The organism is Pseudoalteromonas sp. SR44-8 (assembly GCF_014163635.1).
In the GTDB taxonomy this organism is placed as follows: domain Bacteria; phylum Pseudomonadota; class Gammaproteobacteria; order Enterobacterales; family Alteromonadaceae; genus Pseudoalteromonas; species Pseudoalteromonas rhizosphaerae.
In genome coordinates, this window is sequence record NZ_JACJDS010000009.1 from 13,590 (window position 1) to 32,031 (window position 18,442).

Genomic DNA, 18,442 nt, shown 5'->3' on the forward strand with positions numbered 1-18,442 from the left:
GAGCTTTCAAGCAGCAACATAACTGAGATGCAGCGCAAGCTCTTTAGCTCGACTGTAAGCATTTTCTAGTGATTGTTGATGACGAGTATCGGCAAACTCTTGATACTCACAGGCAATTTCATGAATTGTGCTCACGCCTAAATATTTGCTCAACGTACGTAAGTGCGGCACTAAATGGCTCATATGCTCACGAATACCACCTTGCTCAAAACCAAACTCACCGCTTGAGGTGATCACAACCAAAGTCTTACCGCCAAGTAAAGGCAGCAGCGGAAAGTTTCCACGGGCCAGATCAAAATCAAAGGTTTTGTTGATCCTCACAACTTGATCAAACCACGCCTTTAACTGTGCGGGCATACCGTAGTTATACATAGGCGAGGAAATCACAATAATATCAGCGGCTGCAATTTCAGCGATTAATGTGTCTGACAAGGCCAGTAACTGTTGTTGTTTTGCAGTCTTTTTATCGTCAGGGGTAAATACCGCACCTATCCAGTCTTGGGTAATAAAAGGCGGCGGATTAACACCTACATCACGATAAATATACTCATCTATGCTTTGCTGCTGAATAACGCTCTCTATAAAACGCTTAGCTATATTTTTAGAGATTGAATCGTGATCTGGATTGTCATTTTTAAGGGCTCTGATGCTTGCATCAATGTGTAATAGGGTGGTCATGCTGTTTATCCTGTTAGTAATTGTGCAGTAATCATCTAACTAACAGCGGCTTTTCACAAACGAGTTAACCTCAACTATAAGTAAGTTATACTCACCTATAATTAATTTCATCATTTGCGAATATCACTTATGCAAGTATCACTACAAGCGCTTAAAGCCTTTGAAGCTGCGGCGCGTTTAGGCAGCTTTAAAGCCGCCGCTGATGAACTCTCACTCACGCCAACCGCGATTTCACACCATATAAATAATCTTGAAAGCCGTTTAAATGTGGATTTATTTTACCGCCAAGTAAGAAAGATCACTCTCACTCCCACTGGTGAATATTTAAGTGCGGCCACAAGTGACGGCTTTAACCGCATCGACCAAGCACTGGCAACTGTGCAAGCCACAGGGGCAACAGTTAAAATAACCACCACCTCGTCACTGGCCGCCCTGCGCTTAATACCCGCATTGCAGGAATTATCTATAAACCAGCCTAATCTTGAGGTAGATATATCAACCAGTGAAGCCGTTGATAAACAATTGCACACATTACCCATTCGCTTTGGCCAGCAGCGCAATATAAACGCAGATGACATTATAAAAACCGAACAATTTAATCTATTTGGCTCACACAAAGCAGCCGATATCCCATGGCAAAATGGCCCTGTTACGCTGTATACCACAAAATGGAAAAACAACGCCCTGAGTGAGCCACCACTTAAACAATGGCTTACTCAAAACAACTTAGATCCTGCGTTATTTATTATTAAAACCTTTGACCAAGAGCTATTTGGCATTCAAGAAGCTATGGCAGGCTCAGGACTGGTGTTTTGCTCAACCACTCTTGTGCAACGACTTTTAAACACCGAGTTACTTAAAAACTTTAATACTCACGCGGTTGAATCTGAGTTTTGTTATTACATACCCAATAAACAGCGCTTTCAAACCCGAGATACACGCCTAGTTTTAGAATGGGTAGAAGGACTGTTGGATTGATACCGTTAGATTTATGAAACACCATAAATTCACAGTTTATTGTGAATTCATGCTATTCTATGGTTATTTCTGGAATAATTCACAGAATACTGTGAATTTACTCTTTATTTAATTACCTCCTGTTTTAATTCACAAAATATTGTGAATTATTAGCTTTTCTATAAGTTTTTAACTATTATTCATAGAATACTGTGAATTTTGGATAGGTAATGGAAGTCACGATAAAGTCAGCAAAACAATTAGGTAAATTGGCAAGTATAGTGAGAAAAAGCCAAAAATTTGATCAAAAAACAGCAGGGGAGTTCTCCGGTATTAGCATTAATACAGTGAGTGACTTTGAAAATGGCACAGGTTCGCTATCGATTGGCCGCGCGTTCGATTTAATGGAAGCTTTAGGTTTAGAGGTAAAAATAGACGTAGTTGTACCTCAACACGATGAAAAAGCTAAAAATAAATTAATAACTCAAATCCAGAACATGGTGGCTGGCCATGAATAATAGATCACTCGATGTTTATGCTGGCAAACAGCTAATGGGCCAATTACAAGATAGTAACGGCTTTTGGTCTTTTAAATATGATCAAGCTTGGCTTAACTCGGCGAATAAATTTGCAATAACTCCCAGTATTCCACTGCAAGAGCATGTGATTCTTGATTCTGGTACTACTCGTCCTGTGCAACAGTTTTTTGATAATTTACTGCCAGAAGAAAATGCTCGTGAATTGTTAGCTAAAGAAGTGAGAGTTGATCATGAGGATTCATTTGCTCTACTAACTGCATCCGGTATTGAATCTGCTGGTGCTTTAACCCTATTACCAGAGCATATTGATTTTCCAGCCCCAAGCGCTATACCATTAGCTTTTTCAGAGTTATCTAGTCGTATCAAAAACTTGCCCAGAGCACTGTTAAATAGCCGCCAAAGTAGCCGTATGTCACTTGCTGGGCCGCAACATAAAATGCTGGTTATTAAGCTCGGTGATGAGTTATTTGAAGGAAACGAAGGCACACCTTCAACACATATACTCAAACCCGATCATTCTGAGCCAGACCAATATTGGCAAACGACATGCAATGAGTGGTTTATGATGAAACTAGCGGGACGATTAGGGTTAGATGTACCGAATGTAGAACTCATTTATACGCCGAGCCAGCCTATTTAGTTGAACGCTTTGACCGTACAGGAAGTTACCCTGATCAAGAGCGTAAGCATATTATAGATAGTTGCCAGTTATTAAGTTATAGCAGGCACTCCAAATATTCTGCATCAACGGTTGAAACATACCAGAAAATACTCAATAACGTACGTCCTAAAGCTGCAACGGCCATTAAATTATATCAATGGATTATTTATAATTTATTAATCGGTAACGGGGATGCGCATTTAAAAAATATCAGTTTTTATTACGAAAACGGGTCTGCGCAAATAACACCGTTTTATGATTTATTAAGCACCATTATTTATGTTCCAGAAGGTGCAAAGCCTCTAGAAGAAGCCTTACCTGTTCCCATAAATGATAAAAAACGTTTCTGTGATGTCAACAAAGCTGATGTTATCGCTTTTGCAAAAGAGCTAGGTATTCCAAACTCTACAGCAGTAAAGCAGCTAAGTTATTTTGTAGAAAATATAGAGAGTGAATTTAGTAACTTATACCAAGAAGTTGAAAATATGCCACCTGCAGATGTGCGCGTAGCGGAGTTAAGAATGTTAAGAGAAGTGCAGTTTTTAGTGGTTAAAGAAATGGTTGGGAAGTTGAGTTAAACTATGTTTAATGGCAACAAACGACAAAACTTGTTTAACCTATGATTTGAACACGTATTGCTAAATTATACTATTAAGCATGTCCTTATCGCAAAGTGCTATTGAAATAATACAAATTACGAAAGCTGTACTGACCATAAAGGATAACAATATGAGGGAAAAGCATGCCCATTTCACCGCATCAAAAGATTATTAATACAATTGTAAGAGAAGCATTTAAACCAATAGGAGTTAAAAGAAAAGGACAATCAAGAGTCTGGCTTGATGATAATGGCCTTTGGACAACTGTAATAGAATTCCAGCCCTCAAGGTGGAAAAAAGGCACCTCTCTCAATATTGCGGCATGCTTTCAATGGTATCCAAAAGAATATTACTCGTTTGATGTACGCTTTTTTAGAGAAATAAAGTTTGTTGAGTTTGAATCAGAAGAACAATTTAAACATCAAGTTCAAGTATTAGTAGATGAAGCAAAGCATATAATTTTACACATTAGAAATTTATTTTCCGATAAAAAATCTTTAAAAGAGCATGTAATTAACAAACTCAATGAGAATAGCTCTATATGGTCAAAATATAATAGAGGTATGGTATGTTTAATAAGTGGTGACGTAGACCAAGCTATACAGTTTTTCCAACAAGTTACTGACGATATTGAGGACAGGGAGTGGACTAAAGAAGTAAAAGGTATAGCTCAAAAATTATTAAAAGTACTGGCATCAGAAGAGAACTATTTACCTTTTATCGAAAGTTTAGTTAACAAATCTAGAGAGCTAAAAAAATTAAAGCCTTACAGTATCTCTAAAATATAGAAACAATAACTAAAATGCCATGGGTCATTTATTCCCTCAGCCAATCCCTACAAATTTTTTGGGGTTTCGTTGCACTCTACCCAACCTTTGTAAACCCCCATTACGATTTGATTAAAAAAACCACACTTCAGAGCAATTAAAGTCTGGCTTTTTAGTGTTTTAACGCGTGTAAAGCTATTAGCTAAAATTTACGTCATTTGGGCATGCTTAATAAATTCATCGTAAATACTGTCTTTAATTAGCCTGTCGGGCGTAAAGGCATAATAATGCTGATAAACATTATTAATTGTACCAATATAGCAAACGTCATAATGGCGCTCAACTTCGGCTCTGACCAAAATAGGCGCAGGGAACACCCCAAATCCTTGCTCACCCAATGCTTTCATTAATGCGCTGTCATCAACATGGCCTGCTATTGATACTTCAATACCCTGTTCTTGCAGCCAATAATGAATAGCACGTGTGACTGGGCTTCCTTTTGCAGGGAGAATTAAAGGCTTATTATTAAGAGATTGTGGAAACTGTTTATATAATTGCGAGTGCCATGTTGCATTGCCAAAGAGAGCTATTTGGCTTTTTCCTATTTCATGACAAAAAGCCTTAAATGGTAATGTGGTATCGAGCGGTTTATCAGCTAAAACTAAGTCGAGCTTATGAACCGTCATTTGCGCGAGCAGTTCATCTTGCTGACCGTCAATGCAATGTAAGTTTGTAATACGCTCGTTATCAATTAAAGGGGCTAGCCACTTAGAAACTAATGATTTTGGTAATACATCCGAAATGCCTACTTTTAGTGTTCGTGACAATTGCGCAATATCACCTTGGGTAGTTTCTAGCCATTCATGGGCAATAGCAAACATATCATCTGTGTATTGCTGAGTGACATGGCCAAACTCAGTTAGTCTTAGCCCTCTGCCTTGGCGAATAAACAGTGGCTTACCTAATCGTTGCTCTAAGTTAGTAATTTGAGAGCTGACCGTTTGCGGCGTTAAGTTGAGTACTTTACTGGCAGCAGCAATACTGCCGTGCTTACTCACTTGCCAAAAATAGTATAAGTGATTGTAGTTTATGTTGGTTATCATTCGAAAAAACCTGTCTTTAAATCAGAAATAATCAGCTTTATCCTTTGTTACTAAGTTAGTAGATTACATCCATGCCTGCAACACAGGTGCTACTAAAGGTGTAATTGCATGAAGCTAAAACTTACGGTTAAAAACAAAACAATTAACTCAAGTGAAAAAATGTCAATTTTGAAATTAGTGAAAAGCCAGTTGGCAAAACATGCTTTAAATATTCGTAAAGTAGATATTCAAATTAATGATCTATTAAACGAGCGGCTGGGTACTTTGCAGCAATGCAAAATCAATATTCTTCTACCTGGTTTGCCAAGCATAAATGTAAATACCAAAGGAAGGAACATGCTACAAGCTATAAAGCGGGCACTAAAAAGTTTGCAGCAAATTCTCGTTAGTAAGTATCAACCTTCGCAACCAAGCTCTTAATTTTTCTTAATATCGCACTTGTAGTGGCACGGATGCTACTTTTTTATTTGCGTAAAGTACGTTTAACACTAAAACGACTCAAACCTTTGACCTTTAACTTTATTTTATAAACCTCACACCATTTTGATTAAAAAAGCCACACACTAACTGTTAGTGTGTGGCTTTTTAGCATCTAACTTTTTTAAAGCGATTACTTATTCAATAAGTTCTTTTCAAAAAAATCGGCCATCATAGTGTGATAGTGCAAGGTGGTACCTTTGCCTTCTCGTAAGCTATGTGAGCGATTTGGATATGAGAAAAACTCAAACTGTTTGTTGTACTTAACAAGCTCGTTAATTAAACGCTCTGAGCCTTGGTAATGAACGTTATCATCCCCTGTGCCGTGAATAAGCAATAGCTTACCGGTTAGGTTTTTGGCAAAGGTAATTGGCGAGGTGTTGTCGTAACTTTCAGGATCGGTATTTGGGTTACCCGCATAACGCTCTTGGTAAATAGTGTCGTATAAACGTATATCTGGCACCGGTGCTGAGGCAATACCGACTTTGAACTTATCGCCATGGCGGAACAATAAATTAAGGGTTGAGCTGCCACCGCCTGAGTGACCCCATACACCAACACGGTCGGTGTCTATTACATCCCAGCGTTTTGCCATGGCATCAAGCGCATCAACTTGGTCTTGTACAGTGACTGAGCCGATTTTTTTATAAATCGATTTACGCCAATCACGGCCTTTTGGTGCGCGTGTGCCTCGGTTATCAACCGATGCCACAATAAAGCCTTTTTGTGTTAGCAGTGATTTATACAAGTAGCTGTCGCCTTCAAAGCGGTCTTGCACTGTTGAGCCCCACGGTTCGCCATACACGTAAAAAACGATTGGGTATTTTTTACTGGTATTCATGTTTTTAGGGAACATAATGTAGCCGTCAAGCTCGGTGCCGTCGCTCGCATTCACTTTAAAGAACTCGTGGCTTGGTAAGCTTTGCTCAGCCAGTTTTTCTTTCAGCTCTTTATTTTCAACTAAGGTTTTAACATTACTGTGATCGCTTACTTTAATGATCTCTTTAGTTGGCGGCGTGCCAAATTGTGAGTAAGTGTGCATTGCCCATGAGGTATCTTTAGACATGTAATAGCTGTTTGAACCTTGAAATTCAGCAGGCGTTACGCGTACAGGTTTACTACTACCATCCAAAGACGTACTAAATAAATAACGTTGACCTGCATCGTCTGGCGAAGCGGTAAAATACATCACGTTCTTATCTTCGTTTAGCGCCAGCATATCAACAATATCGTAATCACCTGGGGTTAAATCGATAATGGTTTTGCCATCGCGAGATATACGATAAAGGTGACGCCAGCCGTCGCGCTCGCTGTGCCAAATAAAGAACTTACCATCTTTTGACCAGTTGGCTTTGTAAAACCACTCGATAAAAGCATCGTCTTTATCTTCTAAAATTTTGGTCAATTGCTGTTTTTGCCAATCGAACAGCCAAACCTTGTTGTGGTTTTGCGGGCGATTTAAGTCTTGGATCATTAATTCCTTGCCGGTGCCTGCCCAGCTAATACGAGGAATATAGCGGTCGCGGTTATCGCCTTCAAGTTTGGCCCAACGGGTTTTCTTATCAGCAAGGCTAACAACCCCCACGCGTACTGCCGAGTTAGTTTCACCGGCTTTTGGGTAAGGAAACTCTTTTAAAGTAGGGTAAAGCTCGTCGGTGTTGTTGATCATGGTGAAAAACTTAACGCCGTTGGTATCAAGCTGCCAATAGGCGATTGATTTGTTATCTGGGCTCCAACGAAAGCCATCAGCAATGCTGAATTCTTCTTCGTAAACCCAATCAAAGTTACCATTAACGATTTTAGCGCTGCCATCGGTTGTAAGCGCTGTTACTTTGTTGCTGCCAACCGCTTGCATATAAATGTTGTTATCACGCACGTAAGCTACTTTTGAGCTGTCTGGTGAGAATTTAGCAAACATCAGTTTTTTAGGTTCTGGTTGCTCACCGCCGAGTTGCTGTAATTTATTGGTTTCAAGGTTTAAGAGCCAAAAATCACCACGGCTGCGAGAGCGCCACACTTGCTCGCTATTGGTAAATACCATCAACCATTTGCCGTCTTTTGACCACTGGTAGCTTTCGATTGCAAATGGCTCATCTGCGCCCTCTGGCAGTAGTTTTTCAAACTCAACTAGAACTTTGCGGCCAGTACCATCGGCGTTGTAAAATACAATGTCGTTGCCTTTTACACCGTGCTCTTTTTCGTCATCTGCTTTGGCATTTTCAGCGTCGTCTTTTTTATCTTTTTCGCTTCCACGTTCTTCAAGCACGGTGTAGCCGGTGCCATCATCAAGCCATTTAAAGTAAGTGCTACGCTGCGCTTTGAAATATTTATCTTTATAGATTTGTTCAAGCGACAGTGGATTGCTAATTTGATTCATCGTTGTTGTAGCCGTGACGTTGTGTGTTACCGAACAGCCTGATAGCGACAGCCCAGCCAATACCGACAGGACAAGCCCTGAGGTTTTGATTATATTCATTATATGATCCTAAAAGTGCTGTTATTAGTTATTGTATTTGTTCAAATGGTTGAGGAAGTGACAAAATGATTCGCTCGTAAAACTGAGCAAGGTTAACTACAGATACTTTAGCAAAGTTTGCATATAAGATCAGAACGTTCATCGCAAGCATTCATCCATTGACCCCAAACATTACATGCAATATACAACATAAAGTTTAATCTTTTTTGTTTAACTGCCAAACAACTATATTTGCCGGTACAACGCCTTTAACTCCATTCGCAATAGCTTCACATCTAATTAGTTGTAGCGAATAAGCATGGTGATAGTGATCAAATACCTCTTGAGCGCTAATACTGTATGGTGTGCCATCGCGTTTAGACTGATCATATACACAACAAATAAGTAGCTGTGGTGCTTTTTGTGTGATCATCACTACATGCCTGCTATATTTTTTACGTAGTGTAAAAGGCAGGGCTACTAATGATCCGCGATCATATATAACATCAACAGATCCAAGTAAGTTGGCGGTTAGTGCAAAAATATCTCCCACCCAAATAGCCAAATTATCCGCACTATACAGTTTAAACTTGTCGTGCACCGTTACTGTAGGTGTAACATTTAAAGAGCCAAATAGTTGTTTAATGGCACTTTCACAGAGCTCAACGCCCACAACCTGTATATTCTGCTCGAGTAGCCATGCAATGTCGTTTGTTTTACCACATAAAGGCACGAAAACTCGGCCATTTTGAGGAATTTTCAAGTTAGTAAAATAACGATCTAAGTATGGATTTACTCGGCTTTCATGAAAACCAATATCATTGTTTTTCCAACGATTTAACCAATAATCAGCAGACATAGTAGCTCCTCAAAATAGCAATAAAACAAGCGAGCTGATATAAATTCCTGCACCAAATACACAATGTGATACACAGCTTTTAACTCTGGCCGACGCTGGTCTTGGCGTTTTACTCGCAGCAATACCCAGCCCAAGCGCAGGTTGCATAATAAAAAAAGGCATACATACTGTGGCTAAACCAAATATAAGGGCGGGTATTAGGCGGGGGGATACTAGCCAGTCATTTGACATAACCAATAAAAAAGTAAAACTAAAAATAACGCCTATTACATAATGGATAAACCAACCGATTGCGCATTCGCCTTTTTGCGATGGCGCTTTGTTTATTGCTGTATGGTTAAATTGACCACTTCGCATCAAGCTTATCCAGCGACCGACCATACAAAAGTTTAAAGATGGCACGCCAAACACTTTCGCAAGTAATAGCGACCAACTATCAAGCACTGCTGTTGCGCCTACACCGATAACAATAACAGCTACCCAATTAATACTGTGTTCCATAAAAATACTCTTTAACAAGAAAACCTAAGAGCAATGATATAGACTTACTAAAATGTTAAATATAAAGCTTTAATCAAACTTAAATTGCAAAAGTGGAATCATGCTAGATGATATAGTGCTGTTTGTGCACATAGTACAACAAGGAGGATTGTCTCAAGCGGGGGAGTATTTATCGCTGCCTGCGGCAACAGTTACGCGGCGTTTACAGCGCCTTGAATCTCGCCTTGGGCAAAAACTGCTGCATCGCTCTGCACGCCAATGCACACTCACACAACAAGGACAGGTGTACTATCAAAGTTATGCCAACTTAGTTGAGCAATTTGAACAAACTCGTTATCAACTCAATCAACAAAAAGAACAACTTAGTGGTAAGCTAAAAGTGCTCGCGCCACTGAATATCTGTCATGGTTTTTTAAAGCCGATGTGGTTGTCGTTTTGCAAGAAATACCCTGATATTCAGTTGGAGCTGATTTTAAGTAATCAACTTGACGATATTATTAAAAACCAAGCTGATTTAGCGCTCAGGATCGGCCCTCAAGCTGATTCGTTATTACAGCAAAAAAAGCTCGCAGAAGCCGACTCTATCTTAGTCGCATCACCTGAGTACCTAACAAATGCAGCAAAACTTGTTGAACCGAACGATTTAAAACATCACCGTTTAATTGGTACAACACTTAGAAATAAATGGCTATTAACGAACACGCAATCATGTGCTATTTACACACACATGTGCCGCTTTAAAAGCATTTATAACGATACTGGCTTTGTAAAATATCAAGTTGCGGATCATCAAGGTATCGGTTTGTTACCGCGCTTTGAAATTATAAATGAGCTACAAACAAAAGAGTTAGTTAGAGTATTGCCACTATGGCAAAGCCTGCCGCGAGAAATTTATGCCATTTGGCCAAGTGGTCGTTTACTTAGTAAAAAAGCGGTTTGTCTTAGAGATTATATGCATAACTTTATCAGTGAACAGTTACCGAACAGTTAAATTTTTTTGTGCCACTGGTACTGCATTTGTTTTGCCGTAAGCTCTGCAAGCTCAGGGCTCCCCAGCTCAGCAACTAATTGCAAGCTCATATCAATTCCTGCAGAAATACCCGCTGAAGTGGTGAATTTATCTTGTGATACCCAGCGCTTATTACTGATCACATTTAACCGAGGGAACATATTAGCGAGATCCGCAAGATCTTCCCAATGCGTGGTAACCGTTAAGCCATCGAGTAAACCCGCTTTGGCCAGTAAAAAAGCGCCTGTACACACTGAGGCAACTTTAGCAGTAGCACCAGCGGTTTCTCGTATCCAGTTTATTACGGCAGGTTTTTCAAGTTCAACAGTGTGTACACCACCAACAACAATGAGCAAATCAATAGCGGGGTGATCAACAAAACTGTAATGGGGGTTTACACTAAAACCACCGCGCGCCATAACAGGTGTATTGTTTTCAGCAATAAGACACACCTGCCAATCGTTATTAGCGAGTCGTTTAGCGGTACTAAACACCTCGAATGGGCCTGAAAAATCCAGCACTTCGGCATCATCGTAAATATAAATACCAATGTTCATCGCTTGCTTGCCTTATCTACTTTGCTTCATTCACGTCAAACAGTAATTTTAACCACCTTAAATCTTTAGCATCTAAGTGCGCTTGTTTATGTAGCGACGAGTCATCATAAACTTCTTTATAAACATGACAAATAGCTGCTTCAGTCAGCTCTCGCCAAGTATCATTAGCTAATTCAGGAATAGATCCATCAGCTAAGTTAAAACTAGTTAAGGGATCATGTTCCGCTTCGGTTGTTCTTAATGTAAGTGCTAGTTCTTGTAAAATAGGGTTAATAACTTGCACTGTATTCGAGGCTTCAAACTCTTGTATTATACTATTTTGTGCTTCTTTTACTGCTTTTTCGAGCTGATACTGTGATAACTTATCGCCAGATGCGCGTATACCATATTTATTAAATAGCCCAGTAAAACTAGGTAAGACCGCTTTTGCAGCAATCGCCGCACCAATAGCAGGGTTTGCAATGGCAGCAAGGCCGCCTACTAATAACATGCCATAAGTAAGCTTTCGATCTAACGCGTCGATGTCATTGGCAAGTGATTGCAAGGTGTTAGTGCGCTCTGCAGCTTGCTGTAGCATTATTTCATTAGTACTATTTAACATGTACAGCCTAAGCCCAGCTTCAGCATGCTCATTAGGAAAATGAAAAATGCGCCGCTTGGGTAGATTATTCACTTCTGGTACACCGTTAGGTAAACAACGCATAGTATGTAAAGCAAACTTATACTCTGATAATTCAAAAGGAATTACAAAATAGTGCTTTTCGTCAAATGATATCGGACTTACTTTTCCACAATGTTCTAACGATATGAAAATAGGTAATCCATTGACCTTTTCTTTGGCTAAAACATAGCCTTTATTAAGCTCATCAGTAAACTTATCTGATACCGATTTTAGCGTTGCAATTCCTTTGTTTAACAGCTGTTTCATTTTCTCTATTGATCCAATTCAAGGTGAGCTCTCTCAACACTTTCCTGAGGTAACTCTTTTTGCACCGACACCCCTAACTCTTTAAATTCAGATGCTTGTTTAATTAAATTGCCTTTTCCGCGATATAACTGCGAAAACGCTTTGTCATAACTTTCTTTGGCTTTATCTAGTTGCTTACCAACGCCTTCCATACTGGTTAAAAAGCCGTTGAGCTTGTTATAAAAACGTTCGGCGCGGTTTGCCAATTCTTTGGAGTATTTAGTTTGCTCCTCAAAGCGCCATAACTGTTTCACGATATTTAAGCTGGTTAAGAGGGTAGTGGGGGTGGCAACCAGAATGTTCTTTTCTATCGCTTGTTGGTAAATATCACTTTGGTATTTAAGGGCTTCAACAAAAGCTGATTCTATCGGCACAAACATCACCACCACTTCAGGAGAGTTAAGCCCAGGTAAGCGATCATATGATTTACTCGCCAGCTCATTAATACGCGCTTTTACAGCCTCAACATGCTCTTTAATTGCTTGTTGAGCCTGCAGTTCATTATCTGCATTTACGTAGCGAGTGTAAGCGTTTAGCGAAGTTTTAGCGTCAATCACTAAATGCCGACCTTGAGGCAAATACACCACCACGTCAGGGCGCAGGCGGCCTTCTTCGGTATTAAACGATACCTCGCGTTTATAATCAGTACCAGCGCGCAGTCCTGCGCTGTCTAACACGTTTTCAAGCATTAATTCGCCCCAATTACCTTGGGTTTTCTTTTGCCCTTGCAATGCGTTACTGAGCCTGTCTGCTTGCTCAGTGATTGCTTGGCTTTTCGCTTGTAGATGTAATAACTCTATTTTCAGAGCTTCACGTTGTTTTACATCTTCAACATGAATTGATTCCAATTTATCCCTGAAGCCTTTTAGCTCACCTTGGACAGGTTTTAACAGCTGCTCAATACTTTCTTGATTAAGGACTTTAAATTTTTGCGATTTTTCTTCGAGTATTTGATTAGCAAGGTTTTCAAACTCTTTTTTAAGCTGCTCTTTGCTTTCTTTAATATGTTGTAACTGCTGCTCAAAATGGCTTTGCTTTTGCTCAAGCATAGTGCGCATATTATTGAGCTCAACATCACGGGCATTGTATTCGCTTCGTAGTGTTGTTAAATCAGCTTCAGCCTTGCGCCAATAATGGTTGTATTGCTGGCTTTGCTTTTCTTGCTCAGTGAAGCGGGTTTTATAGTGCTGAGTTTCGTCGCGTTGTTCTTGGTGGCTTTGTTTAAGTAAATCGTGTTCATCTATCAAGGCAGTATATTGCTGCTGTTTTTCATTGGACTGTGTTTGCAATAAAGCTAGTTGTTGCTGCTGCTCACTTAGCTCTGCTGTTAGTCGCTTACCACGGCTTGCATTAATAACACTAAAAAGCACCGCGCCAACACTAAAACCAATTCCAACACTTACCCAATCAATGTCTGTAAGTAACTGTATATACATAAATAAACTTTAATTAGCCAAAAGACAGTTCATGATAGCCAATCTAAAAATACCAAGATAGGTTTTTTTACTTTTTTATGACCCTAAAAATTATTACAGGACATTACAAAATACTCATCTTAATTCGTTATATAAACTATTTTATTCTACACTCAGAATAATTATAAAAACCAACAAGTGGTTTTTACTTATACAACAATACAAGGACTGAAAAAATGAACGAAATCAATACCCCAAATATTGAAGTGCAATGTAAAGCAGATAACTACTTTTCCGTTAAAACGTTAACTGTTTTACCTCATACTCAAGAAAATTGGTTAACGTTTTTCAATAGCGAAACAAACCCAACTGAATCACTAAGTGTTTTATTTAATAATGCTAAAAATAACGATGCAAAAAGCATTGAGAAAAAACAATATGTAGAGCTTATTATCAGCCTAGATCCATCAGTGGCTGCCGATTGGGAATTTTATGGGAATGGCGTTGAATACTGTGGTGCAGATAGCAATTGCCAATATAATATCTCTACCGAGATCACAGATGGCAACACTTTAGTTTTAACAATTGCTCAAGTAGAACCAACCTACGAATTTTTAGGTGTTGATAAAGACAACCTTGAAAAAGTTGTTGAAGTAACCGAAGGCAAAGAAACTGAGTATTTACCTATTTCGTTTAGGTATACAGCTAAACACGTACCTTCGGGCAAGATTTATATGTCACAAGATCCAAAAATTGTTGTTCGTAGGCCGGGGGCAACTCTTTAATTTAAAACACTAGCACAACTAAAAGAGGAGTCATATTGCTGCAATAACGCAATAAACTCTTCTTTTTGGCACCAAGATTTAAACCAGGGTAAATTAAACCACATCGGGTGATAACCTATCGCTAATGACTTTTCTATATACATTAACGCTGACTGATATTCACCAATCACACTATATACAAGCGCTGCAGTGAACACATATTCATTGTGATCTGACGCAATACTAATTGCCTTATTTAATGCTTGTAAGGCAAGTTTAGCTTCGCCAAGTTGGCTATATGCTTGCGCGACTTCTAAATAACTATCAAGAGTTAGTTTATCTTGCGTAAGCTCAACTACCTTTAAATAATTTGCGGGGTATGATTCACTAAGCCCTAAAGCCTTTTCAATATCAGCTAGGTTAAGGCGAAAGCTGATATGCTCTGGGTTTATATCAACCGCCTGTTGGGCAACTACTAATGCTTGCTCAAACTCTCCTTGTAACGAATACGCAATACTTAAGTTACTTAAATCTATGCTATCAGGTTTAATCTCAATAGCCTGTTTATATTGCTTTATTGCAACTACTAATTCCCCTTCGGTAAGGGCAATATCGGCCAATAATTGATTTGCCATGTAGTTTTGAGGACTTACGTTTATAACTTCATTAAGCAGCTGCTTTGCTTCTTCAATTTGACCTTGCCACCACAGTACTTGCGCCAAATTCTGTTTTATAATTGGGCTGACACGTATTTTTAATGCAAGTTCAAACGCCTGTTGTGCTTCAGGCAACTGATCTTGTTGTAAATATAATAAACCCTGTAACTCATAAAGCGTTAATGTATTAGCTCCAACTTGCTCAGCTTTAGTCAAGTACTGTTTAGCCGCTAACCAATCTTGTCTAGCAACCGCGATCAGCATTGCATTTTTAGCAAATGCAGGGGTGTTTTGATACGCAGTTGGTGAGTTAAAAAGTAACTTATTGGCAATATCTAAATACTCTGTTTGCTGTGATTGCTGATACAAACTCAGTGCGACTTCACGTAGTAACTCATAATTGGCATATAACTGCGGGGTTTGTTCAATAGCCTCTTTAATACGCATAAATAATTGCTCAGTGTAATCACCTACTTGCTGCACTTTTTGATAAAGCTCTATATGCTCAATTTGTACTTTGTCACTAAGTTGCGCCATTGCAATATATTTACTATCAAAATCAGGAAAAAGAGCTGTTAATTGCTGACTGCTTGAATGGTACATTTGACTATAGTTATCAGTAATAATCGGCCATTGCTTGCGCGCTTTTACCGTCCAATTTGGCGCCTCGAGCCGAACTAACGTTAAATAGCATTGTGGTTGCATACAATTAAGCTCAGCGGTCACCACTTCTTGTGCTCCCGTTGCTTGCTTTAATTTATGTAACTTATCTGCAAAAGTAAGTTTAGCATTGCCGCTTTGTACAATAGGCGCAACCTCATCCTGCGAAATAAGATTTAACTGCTTACTATTAATAATACTTTGCCTAATAGCATCATCAATTGTGGCTTTGAGCATATTTGTATCTGCAGATAACAGTGCGGCTGATTTTACCACCGGAGGTAAAAATGCAACATAGTGCTCTGCTGGTTTATATACTTGCAGCTTATACATTAAGCCTGTTGCAACCACGGCTATGCAAAGCAAAGTCCCTAAAAAAACAGTCTTTTTAGGCGGTTTTTTTTGTAATGCGAGTTGCTCTAGTGGAACTGTGTCTTGCGCCAAAATTTCTTGCTGTTTAATAGCTATAATAACGGCTTGTAACTTACGCTCTACACTTTGGGCATCGACAGGGCGGCGGTCTTTTTTTCGTTGTAATAATTGATTTAGTAAATCACATAATTCATTAGGTAACTTGGGAATGATCTCATGTGCATTACACGCTTTACCGTTGGCAATATTATTAGCAATCGTTTGCGCAGATCCTTCACCAAATGGATGACGGCCACTAATAAACATATAGGCCAGCATACCAAAAGAAAATAAATCACTGCGAAAATCTAACGGCTGTTTATTAAGCTGCTCAGGCGACATCGCACTAGCACTGCCACAACTGGATTCATCACGTTGCTCACTAAGCGGCTTATTTTGTAATGTTGCAATACCAAAATCAGTGATTTTTAATTCATTTTTATCAATTAAAATATTGCTAGGCTTTAAATCACAATGCATCACATCTTGACTATGGGCATGGGTTAGACCAGCACACAGTTGTGCTAATAAATTAAGCTTTTCGGAGAGTGTGGTGACGTGCTGATGTTGAAACTGCTGTAATGTTTTACCTTTTAAGTACTCCATTACAATACAAATTTGCTGCTCATACAAAAGTACATCGTGTATTTGTACAATATTTGGGTGATTCAAACGGGCAAGCAGCTGTGCTTCAACCAAGGGATCGCTATGTTCTACTGAGTGCTCAGTAGGCTTTAATAATTTAATCGCAACATAGCGCTTTAAACGTGTATCTTCTGCAAGATACACACTTCCCATTCCTCCTTGGTTAAGTAGCTTAATTAATTTATAGTTAGTGATGACTTTATTAAATTTTAATACTGTTTCATGCTCTAACGACATCCGAGGTACTCTCTAATTCACACCCTTTATAAATCATAAAGGATGCACCAGCAAACCGCACTTTTCGCAATTGTCTTTCGATTATATTTTCAGCATCATGAACATTGACTAGAACTTCTGAAAACTGCTTACGAGCACGATGTATCTGTATATTTAAATAGCGCATGTCGACACCTAAATCTTTCACTAATTGCTCCGTATTTACCCAACCTTGGTTAGCTGGTAATACTCCTTTTTTAGCATCTAAAGCTCTATAGCGCGCTAAATTTAAGGTTAAATAGTGATGGCAGCGAACATGCAAATCAAAATCTTTATTATTATTGTGATGTTGAACTTTTAATTCTGATGTTTCTTCGTCCAAACTTAGGTTAAAAATAAAGTCTAAATCACTTATATACAATTGTGGTACGGAGCTCATCTGGGTTGCAACTTCCAGATGGCTAGAAAGAAACATCCATTGTTCGCCACCTAAGGTAATAATACTATGATCTTCTAAGACTTCTCGTATCGTAAACTCATCATCGTGTAATGATTCTAACAACCATTGGCCGCTACTTTGCTCAAAAACAACCACGCTATCAGGTTGCTGCTCTGGCAATAGGTGGTAATGATTAAGCTTAATTGTCTCGGCTGTTTTACTTTGCTCGTCATCTAACTTAATTAATTGATCTGTAGGTGGACTGAGATCTTTAACTACATAAGTAACCTCTGAATTACCGGCAAAATAAATCTTATCGCCAATACTTAATTCTTCAGAGTCATCCTTCACCAAACGCTTATGATTTAACCAAGTACCATTCAGGCTTAAGTCACGGATATACCACTTCCCATTCAACCACTCAATAATGGTGTGTATTTTCGACACGCTTAGATCGTTGACAAGTGTATCTACAGAATATTGAAACCGCCCAAAACTATGATGCGCATATAAAAAACAATATTCGCTTGTATGTTTATTAATTAAATAAGCCATTATCACTACCTTTAAAGAATGACGAGGTATGTGTCTAACTATTGATATTACAATCAATTCTCCATAATAGACACAACCAAATCAAAATGAAACAAAAAATTAACATTTAATGAGTTCATAGATTTATCCGCAAACAATTGCGGCCAGATAACAGTATTTTAGAAATAAAAAGGCAAAATAAACATTACGTACTATTACAGCAATCTTTTATTAAAGGGATAAGTAAAAAGAGTGAAATATAAAAAAAGCCAGCTTAAGGTAAGCTGGCCTAATATTACTAAAATAAGTAACTAAAACTTGGCAATCAACATGATGCCTGCGGAAACTGCAATTTAACAACAAGCATAATAGTAGACGCCCCTAAGTTAACTTAGTTCAAAAATAAATTTAAATTTATTGAAATAATGCAACGGCTCCCAATTGCAGACATAAAAAAAGCCAGCTCAAAATGGGCTGGCTCAATCATTACTAAAACTAGTAACCAAATAGGGGGAAATCAACATGATGCTTATGTAAACTGCAATTCAACAATAAGCATAAGAGTAGACGCCC

At 38.8% G+C, this 18,442-nt stretch carries 16 protein-coding genes and 1 pseudogene; 7 read left to right on the top strand and 10 right to left on the bottom strand.

Going from position 1 to position 18,442, the window contains the following annotated elements; genetic code table 11:
- Positions 1-6: 6 nt before the first annotated feature.
- On the bottom strand, positions 7-678 hold the full coding sequence (locus H5183_RS06035; protein WP_182731197.1) for an FMN-dependent NADH-azoreductase: 672 nt from the start codon (positions 676-678) through the stop codon (positions 7-9).
- Between the two features lie 129 nt (positions 679-807).
- Here H5183_RS06035 and H5183_RS06040 point away from each other — a divergent pair, with 129 nt between their 5' ends.
- The 4 genes and pseudogenes from H5183_RS06040 (at position 808) to H5183_RS06055 (ending at position 4,222) form a co-directional block, all read left to right on the top strand.
- Entirely contained in the window at positions 808-1,656 is an 849-nt protein-coding gene (locus tag H5183_RS06040) for a LysR family transcriptional regulator (protein ID WP_182731198.1), read from the top strand.
- A gap of 209 nt (positions 1,657-1,865) precedes the next feature.
- Positions 1,866-2,153, top strand: a complete 288-nt coding sequence (locus H5183_RS06045) for a helix-turn-helix domain-containing protein (RefSeq protein WP_182731199.1) — start codon at positions 1,866-1,868, stop codon at positions 2,151-2,153.
- A gap of 34 nt (positions 2,154-2,187) precedes the next feature.
- Positions 2,188-3,413: pseudogene (locus H5183_RS22015) on the top strand (HipA domain-containing protein).
- Between the two features lie 164 nt (positions 3,414-3,577).
- Positions 3,578-4,222: a hypothetical protein gene (locus tag H5183_RS06055; protein WP_182731200.1), complete on the top strand. Its 645-nt coding sequence runs from the start codon at positions 3,578-3,580 to the stop codon at positions 4,220-4,222.
- Between the two features lie 188 nt (positions 4,223-4,410).
- Here H5183_RS06055 and nhaR read toward each other — a convergent pair whose 3' ends face one another.
- Positions 4,411-5,304 (bottom strand): transcriptional activator NhaR, encoded by an 894-nt coding sequence (gene nhaR, locus H5183_RS06060; protein WP_182731201.1) that lies wholly within the window; start codon positions 5,302-5,304, stop codon positions 4,411-4,413.
- 108 nt (positions 5,305-5,412) lie between these two features.
- On the opposite strand from nhaR, the gene H5183_RS06065 reads away from it, so the two are divergent.
- Entirely contained in the window at positions 5,413-5,724 is a 312-nt protein-coding gene (locus H5183_RS06065; protein WP_145238975.1) for a hypothetical protein, read from the top strand.
- Positions 5,725-5,914: 190 nt separating this feature from the next.
- Here H5183_RS06065 and H5183_RS06070 read toward each other — a convergent pair whose 3' ends face one another.
- The 3 genes from H5183_RS06070 to H5183_RS06080 all read right to left on the bottom strand — a co-directional run bounded on the left by H5183_RS06070 (position 5,915) and on the right by H5183_RS06080 (position 9,596).
- Positions 5,915-8,257 carry a S9 family peptidase gene (locus H5183_RS06070; protein ID WP_182731202.1) on the bottom strand — a complete coding sequence of 781 codons (2,343 nt, stop codon included), beginning with the start codon at positions 8,255-8,257 and terminating at the stop codon, positions 5,915-5,917.
- Positions 8,258-8,453: 196 nt separating this feature from the next.
- A complete protein-coding gene (gene tmpT / locus H5183_RS06075) occupies positions 8,454-9,095 on the bottom strand; it encodes a thiopurine S-methyltransferase (RefSeq protein WP_145238981.1) in 642 nt (213 codons plus the stop codon).
- Between the two features lie 9 nt (positions 9,096-9,104).
- Positions 9,105-9,596, bottom strand: coding sequence for a DUF2938 domain-containing protein (locus tag H5183_RS06080; protein ID WP_182731203.1), 492 nt, complete (start codon positions 9,594-9,596; stop codon positions 9,105-9,107).
- 100 nt (positions 9,597-9,696) lie between these two features.
- Here H5183_RS06080 and H5183_RS21745 point away from each other — a divergent pair, with 100 nt between their 5' ends.
- Positions 9,697-10,587, top strand: coding sequence for a LysR family transcriptional regulator (locus H5183_RS21745; protein ID WP_259397116.1), 891 nt, complete (start codon positions 9,697-9,699; stop codon positions 10,585-10,587).
- Here the strand turns inward: H5183_RS21745 and H5183_RS06090 are convergent.
- Genes H5183_RS06090 through rmuC form a run of 3 tightly spaced genes read right to left on the bottom strand, consistent with a single transcriptional unit; the run spans position 10,584 to position 13,565 of the window.
- On the bottom strand, positions 10,584-11,162 hold the full coding sequence (locus H5183_RS06090) for a DJ-1/PfpI family protein (RefSeq protein WP_145238987.1): 579 nt from the start codon (positions 11,160-11,162) through the stop codon (positions 10,584-10,586). The two genes, H5183_RS21745 and H5183_RS06090, sit on opposite strands and share 4 nt — an antisense overlap.
- Positions 11,163-11,178: 16 nt before the next feature.
- Positions 11,179-12,090 (bottom strand): hypothetical protein, encoded by a 912-nt coding sequence (locus H5183_RS21750; RefSeq protein WP_259397117.1) that lies wholly within the window; start codon positions 12,088-12,090, stop codon positions 11,179-11,181.
- Positions 12,091-12,095: 5 nt separating this feature from the next.
- Entirely contained in the window at positions 12,096-13,565 is a 1,470-nt protein-coding gene (gene rmuC, locus H5183_RS06100) for a DNA recombination protein RmuC (RefSeq protein ID WP_182731204.1), read from the bottom strand.
- Positions 13,566-13,780: 215 nt separating this feature from the next.
- Between rmuC and H5183_RS06105 the strand changes: the two genes are divergently transcribed.
- Complete coding sequence (locus H5183_RS06105) at positions 13,781-14,329, top strand: hypothetical protein (protein WP_182731205.1); 549 nt, start codon at positions 13,781-13,783, stop codon at positions 14,327-14,329.
- Here the strand turns inward: H5183_RS06105 and H5183_RS06110 are convergent.
- Both H5183_RS06110 and H5183_RS06115 read right to left on the bottom strand, forming a co-directional pair.
- Positions 14,326-16,917: a serine/threonine-protein kinase gene (locus tag H5183_RS06110; RefSeq protein ID WP_182731206.1), complete on the bottom strand. Its 2,592-nt coding sequence runs from the start codon at positions 16,915-16,917 to the stop codon at positions 14,326-14,328. The genes H5183_RS06105 and H5183_RS06110 overlap by 4 nt on opposite strands.
- Positions 16,901-17,890, bottom strand: coding sequence for an FHA domain-containing protein (locus H5183_RS06115; RefSeq protein ID WP_145239003.1), 990 nt, complete (start codon positions 17,888-17,890; stop codon positions 16,901-16,903). Before H5183_RS06115 ends, H5183_RS06110 begins: the two co-directional genes overlap by 17 nt.
- Positions 17,891-18,442: the final 552 nt, after the last annotated feature.